This window comes from Streptomyces sp. NPDC059398 (assembly GCF_042751845.1).
Classification (GTDB): Bacteria; Actinomycetota; Actinomycetes; order Streptomycetales; family Streptomycetaceae; genus Streptomyces.
Genome location: NZ_JBHYWP010000035.1, coordinates 59935 through 66101 on the forward strand (window position 1 = coordinate 59935; position 6167 = coordinate 66101).

The 6167-nt window shown below is 71.7% G+C and carries 6 protein-coding genes; 2 read left to right on the forward strand and 4 right to left on the reverse strand.

Annotated elements, in window-relative coordinates; genetic code table 11:
• The first annotated feature begins 13 nt into the window (after positions 1–13).
• Positions 14–619, forward strand: a complete 606-nt coding sequence (locus ACFXBC_RS15465) for a TetR/AcrR family transcriptional regulator (RefSeq protein WP_385023713.1) — start codon at positions 14–16, stop codon at positions 617–619.
• Between the two features lie 409 nt (positions 620–1028).
• Positions 1029–2465 (forward strand): phytoene desaturase family protein, encoded by a 1437-nt coding sequence (locus ACFXBC_RS15470; protein WP_385023715.1) that lies wholly within the window; start codon positions 1029–1031, stop codon positions 2463–2465.
• 79 nt (positions 2466–2544) lie between these two features.
• Here ACFXBC_RS15470 and ACFXBC_RS15475 read toward each other — a convergent pair whose 3' ends face one another.
• The 4 genes from ACFXBC_RS15475 to ACFXBC_RS15490 all read right to left on the reverse strand — a co-directional run bounded on the left by ACFXBC_RS15475 (position 2545) and on the right by ACFXBC_RS15490 (position 5925).
• Positions 2545–3630 (reverse strand): hypothetical protein, encoded by a 1086-nt coding sequence (locus tag ACFXBC_RS15475; RefSeq protein ID WP_385023717.1) that lies wholly within the window; start codon positions 3628–3630, stop codon positions 2545–2547.
• Between the two features lie 50 nt (positions 3631–3680).
• Positions 3681–4598: a methylenetetrahydrofolate reductase [NAD(P)H] gene (gene metF / locus ACFXBC_RS15480; protein WP_385023719.1), complete on the reverse strand. Its 918-nt coding sequence runs from the start codon at positions 4596–4598 to the stop codon at positions 3681–3683.
• 181 nt (positions 4599–4779) lie between these two features.
• A complete protein-coding gene (gene thiE, locus ACFXBC_RS15485) occupies positions 4780–5430 on the reverse strand; it encodes a thiamine phosphate synthase (RefSeq protein WP_385023720.1) in 651 nt (216 codons plus the stop codon).
• A 129-nt stretch (positions 5431–5559) separates the two neighbouring features.
• Positions 5560–5925 (reverse strand): Rv2175c family DNA-binding protein, encoded by a 366-nt coding sequence (locus tag ACFXBC_RS15490; RefSeq protein ID WP_385023722.1) that lies wholly within the window; start codon positions 5923–5925, stop codon positions 5560–5562.
• Between the last annotated feature and the right edge of the window lie 242 nt (positions 5926–6167).

The window sequence follows — 6167 nt, forward strand, 5'->3', positions numbered from 1 at the left end:
GAGAATCGGGAGCATGGACACCAGCACCAGACGGCAGGCCACCCGCCAGAAGCTGTACGAGGCGGCCGTCACTCTCATCGCGGAGAAGGGCTTCTCCGCCACGACGGTGGAGGAGATCGCCGAGCGCGCGGGCGTCGCGAAGGGCACGGTCTACTACAACTTCGCGAGCAAGACCGTGCTCTTCGAGGAGTTGCTGCGGCACGGGGTCGGGCTCCTCACCGCTTCGCTCCGGGACGCGGCCGACACCACGGCGGAGCGCGGCGGCACCAAGGTCGAGGCGCTGGACGCCATGATCAGGTCCGGCCTCGGATTCATCGACGCCTATCCGGCCTTCACCCAGCTGTACGTGGCAGAGCTGTGGCGCACCAACAGGGCCTGGCAGTCGACCCTCCTGGTGGTGCGTCAGGAGGCCGTGGCCGTGGTCGAGAACGTACTGCGGGACGCCGTCGAAGGGGGCGAGCTGAACGAGGAGATCGACATCCCGCTGACGGCCGCGGCCCTGGTCGGGATGGTGCTGGTGGCGGCGCTCGACTGGCAGGCGTTCCAGCCCGAGCGGTCGATCGACGAGGTGCACGCCGCGCTGTCGCGGCTGCTGCACGGGCGCGTCAGCGGACGCTGACGGCCGCCGGACCCCGGAGCGTAGGGGCCGGAGAGAGCGCCGGAAGAGAGAGCGCCGGAAGAGAGAACGGGGAAAGGACAGCGGGGAGGGCGGGCGGCCGGAAAGGGCCGGAAAGGAAAGAGCGCCGCCCGGTCAGGCCCGGTCTCCCGAGCCGTTCCCGAGCGGCGCTTCCCCCGTACTCCCCCGCTGTACTCCCCCGTACATTCCGTACGCGTCGGGGGAGCCGCGCCGTTCCGCCGCCCCGTGTCGGCGGTGCCGGCGCTGCGCCCCTTCCGTGCCTCACACTCTGCCGTCTTCGCAGGTGGGGGCCCATCCGCGTAATTACTCATCTCCACTTCTAGGTACGGATACTCAGACGTACGTGCGCCACCTCACCAGGGGCGCGCCGGGCACCGATAAAGTTCCCGCCATGGCACGGATTGCGGTGATCGGCGCCGGGATGGGCGCCATGGCGGCTGCCGCCCGGCTGGCCGTGGCAGGCCACCGGGTGACGGTGTACGAACGTACGGCGACCCACGGCGGGGCGGTGGGCCGCTTCGCGCGGGACGGCTTCGCCTTCGACACCGGGCCAGGTCTGCTCCAACTGCCCGCCGTGTACCGCGACTTGTTCGTGAAGACGGGCCGCGAGCCGCTGGAGCAGTGTGTCGAACTCGTCCAGGTGGACCCGGCGGCCCGCCATCTCTTCGACGACGGGACGGACGTCCTGCTGCCGAACGCCTCACGGGCCGGGGTGGTCGCGGCCCTCGACGCTGCTCTGGGCGCCGGCGCGGGCGCCCGCTGGGGAACGTTCCTGGACCGGGCGCGGGATGCCTGGGACAGGACCAGGCGCCCGCTCCTCGAAGAGCCGCAGCCCGCCGATCCCACGCCGCTGGGCCGCAATCCGTACCCGTCGCTGCGGACCGGGCTGCTGCGGCGCACCGCGCATACGCTCGGCGAGATCGGCAGCCGGGAGCTGCGGGACCCGCGGCTGGCGGCGCTGCTGGCGAGCTATGCGCTGGCGCACGGTTTCGACCCGCGGACGGCGCCCGCTTCGGCGGCCGTCCTGCCCTACATGGAGCAGACCTTCGGCAGCTGGTACGTGCGCGGGGGGATGCGGGCGCTGGCGGACGCGGTGTACGAGCGGTGTCTGGCGCGGAAGGTCGAGTTCGTGTTCTCGGCCGAGGTCACGGACGTACGCGAGAAGGACGGCCGGGCCTGCGGTCTGGAGCTGGCCGACGGGGGCAGCGTGGACGCCGACCAGGTGGTCGCGGGCGCCCCGCTGCCGCCGGCCCACGGGCATCTCCAGGAGCCGGATACACAGAGCGGCCGGTTCGTGGTCTGCCTGGCGCTGCGCGGGGAGCGGGAGGCCGGCGCCGTCCACCGCACGGTGGTGCACGGCGCAGGGAGCGGCCTGCCGATGGTGACGGTGCTGCGCCCGGACGATCCGGCGCTGGTGCCGGGACCGGGCCACGAGGCCCTCACCCTGACGGTCACGGTCCCGGTCATCGCCGGGACCGTCGGCGGGACGGAGCACTGGGCCACCGCCGACCGGGCCGGGGCCCTCGCCGACCGGGTGGTGGCTGCCGCGGAGACTGCCGTACCCGGGCTGCGCGAGCGGGTGCTGTGGCGGGAGGTACGGACCCCCGCCGACACCCTGCGCGAGACCGGTTCGCTCCAGGTGCCCGGACCGGCTCTGGCCGGTGCGTACGGGCGGATGCTGCCCGCCCCCAACCGGACGGCGCTGCCCGGCCTCTACCGGGCGGGCGGCTGGTCGCACCCCGGCGGCGGGCTCGCGCATGCCGGGATGTCGGGGGCTCTGGCCGCCGGGCTGATCGTCGAGGGCGAGGGGTTCCGCGGCTCACAGTGAGCAACAGGGGCTGTACGCACAGGGGCCGTGCGCACAGGGGGGCGAGACCACCGTCGCGTCCGGCAGCCTTCCCGCCCTCTCAGTACCGCTGCTGCCCGTTGTAGCCGGTGTGGTTGTTGTGGTTGTCGTGGTCGGTGTGGCCGCCCTGGTACGGCTGCTGCGCCGGGTGGTCGGGGTCCTCCGGGCCGGGGAAGGCGCCGTATGCCGGTTCGGTGTCGCGCTGCTGCGGGACCCAGACCCCGCCGGGCGGGGTGTCGTTGGCGTACGGGTCGGCGTACGGATCCGCGTAGTGCTGCTGGCCTCCGTACGAGGCTCCGTACTGGCCCGCGCCGATGTACGGGTCCGAGTAGGCCGCGTACTGCTGCTGCTCGCCGCCGTAGCCGTACTGGCCGTCGAAGGACTGGCCCTCGTAGGACTCGTCGAAGGACCGGCCGTCGGAGGAGTGGCCGCTCCGGTCGTACCCGGTGCCGTACTGCGCCCCGGTTCCGTAGGCCGTGTCGCTGTATATGCCGTACTGGCCGGTGTCGTCGGGCATCGGCTGCGGAGCGTAGACATCCGCCGCCATGGGCTCGGGGCTCTGTGCGGAGCCGGGCGAGGTGCCGGAGTCCGGGGTGCGCGACGGGTAGGCCGCCCCCTCATAGCCGGGCCCTTCGTAGCCCGGTCCTTGGTAGCCCGGTCCTTCGTCCGTCGCGTAGCCGCTGCCGCCGTACGCGTGCTGCTCGTAGCCGTCGTGATCCTGGCCGTGCTGCGCGAAGGCGCTGTCGTGGCCGCCGTGCGGAACCCCGTCCGGCTGCTCGTACCCCTCCTGCCCCGGCTGCTCGTACTCCTGGTCCGGGACATCGGGCGCGGGGTCCTTCGCCGTGCTCGCGCCGCGTGCCCTGCGCCGTCTGTTGCCCTTGCTCTCCCGGGGTGCGCCCCGCACGGCCCAGCCGGTCGAGAAGCCGCGCCGGAAGGAGAGCGTGACGTACAACTGGCCGACGGCGAACGCGAGAGCGCCCACCACGATCACCGGCACGGAGTGCAGGAGCACACCGGCGACCACGCCGAGGAATCCGGTGAAGGCGAGCAGCCGCCAGCGCAGTCTGGCCTTGTACTGCAGCAGCACCTCGCCCAGCAGCCACAGCGCGACGAATCCGAACCCGACATAGAGGACCGTCCAGCCCATGTACGCCCCTCCCTGCGGCCTCCGCCCCGTGCGGGGGGCGGATATGGCGGTCAGGACTGCTTGTGCAGTCCGAGATTCTCGTAGATTTCGAGGGTCGCCGTGGAGTTGTTCAGCGTGATGAAGTGCAGCCCAGGGACATCCTCGGAGAGCAGCTTCGCGCAGAACTCCGTAGCGAACTCGATGCCAATGGAGCGTACAGCGGCCGGGTCGTCCTTGACCGCGTGGATGCGTTCTTTCAGCCCTGACGGGAAGTGCGCGTTGCTGAGCTGGGCGAACCGCTCCAGCTGCCGCACATTGGTGATGGGCATGACTTCCGGGATGACGGGGGTGTCGCAGCCCGCGGCGACGACCCGCTCGCGCATCCGCAGATAGTCCTCCGGGTCGAAGAACATCTGGGTGATGGCGTAGTCGGCGCCGGCCCGGCACTTGTCGGTGAAGTGCCGGATGTCGCTCTCCCAGTTGTCCGAGCGCGGGTGCATCTCGGGGAAGGCCGCGACCCCGACACAGAAGTCACCGGACTCCTTGATCAGCCGCACCAGTTCGGCGGCGTACATCACGCCTTCGGGGTGCTTGATCCACTCACCCATCGGGTCACCGGGCGGGTCGCCCCGGACGGCCAGGATGTTCCTGATCCCGGCGTCCGCGTACTGGCCGATGATGTTGCGCAGCTGGGCGACCGAGTGGTCGACGGCCGTGAGATGGGCGACCGGGGTGAGCGTGGTGTCCGACGCGATCTGCTCGGTGGCCCTGACCGTGCCCGCCCGGGACGAACCGCCCGCACCGTAGGTCACGGAAACGAAGCTGGGCGCCACCGCCTCGACCCGGCGCAGCGCGTTCCACAGGTTCCGCTCGCCCTTCTCCGTCTTGGGCGCCCAGAACTCGAAGGAGTACAGCGTCCTGCCGGTCGCGAGCAGGTCGCGCACGGTCCGTGCACGGTCGGTTCTGGTGGAAGAGGTGCCGAAGGCCATACGGGCAGGTTAGTCAGGGCCTGGCACTCCCCCAACCACACCGGGACCTTATGACCGATTTGCGAGATACTTGTCCACCCATCGGACACCCTTGGACACCCCTGGACACTCCGGAGGGCCCGTCGGAATCACCGCATCCGTTTCGGTCGCGAAGATCCGTCCCGCCTTCCGGCCGGGCTGCCTACTCGGTACGGGCCCTGACCCGCGAGGCGAGGGCCCCGGCCGCTGCCGCCGGGTCGTCCGCCTCGGTGATCGCGCGGACCACCACCACCCGGCGCGCCCCCGCGTCCAGCACCTCGTCCAGATTGTCCGCGTCGATCCCGCCAATCGCGAACCAGGGCCGCGAGGTGGTGAGCGCCGCCGCGTACCGTACGAGGCCGAGGCCCGGTGCGTGCCGTCCCGGCTTGGTGGGGGTCGGCCAGCACGGGCCGGTGCAGAAGTAGTCCACGCCCGGCTCGGCGGCGGCCGCGTCCACCTCGGACTCCGCGTGTGTCGAGCGGCCGATGAGCACGTCGGGGCCGAGCAGCGCACGGGCGGCGGGGACCGGCAGATCGCCCTGGCCCAGGTGCAGTACATCGGACGCGATGGCGTGCGCGACATCCGCCCGGTCGTTGACCGCGAGCAGCTTTCCGTGCCTGCGGCAGGCGTCGGCGAAGACCTGGAGGTGTTCGAGCTCCTCGGCCGCCTCCATGCCCTTGTCCCGCAGCTGGACGATGTCCACACCATGGGCCAGGACGGCGTCCAGGAACTCGGGCAGATCGCCCTGGCGCTTGCGCGCGTCCGTGCAGAGGTACAGCCGGGCGTCGGCAAGCGGAGCGGGTGCGGTGGACATCGGGCGTTCCCCCATGGATGGCGACGGACTGGACGGCCGGACGGACCGCTGGACGGCGGAGGACCGGGGTGTACGGGCGTGGTGTACGGCCGGGGCCCGGCCGTACACCACGAGATGATCACACTCCGGTCAGAGGGCGAGCGCCTGGGCCCGGCGCTTCACCTCCGTCCCGCGATTCTCGCTCAGGGCCTGCGCGGGCGTGCCGGGCAGGGTCTCGTCGGGGGTGAAGAGCCACTCCAGCATCTCCTCGTCGCTGAAGCCGTCGTCCCGCAGCAGCGTCAGGGTGCCGGCGAGGCCCTTGACCACTTTGGGGCCGTCGATGAAGGCGGCGGGCACCTGGAGCGCCCTGTTCTCACCACGGCGTACGGCGATCAGCGTGCCGTCCTTGACCAGCTGGCGTACCCGAGTCACCTCGACGTCGAACATCTCGGCGATGTCGGGGAGGTGCAGCCAGGCGGGGATGAGAGCGTCGGTTTTTGCGTCAATCTCGGTCACGGGACAAGCCTGCCATCCCGCACTGACAGCCGATACCCGGACTCAGCCCTTCAGGGCCGGTGGCGTGTGCGCGGAGCCGGACCGGCCGTGCGTGCGCGGGCCGCCCGGACGACGCATGTCACGGGCCGTTCCCGACGCACCGCATGGGCCGCACGGGCCGGGGGGGGGGGGCCCGGGGCTCGCGTGGGGCGGCGGCGCGTTCGGCGTCCGGCCGCTCCACGGTGACGAGGCCGAATTCGGCC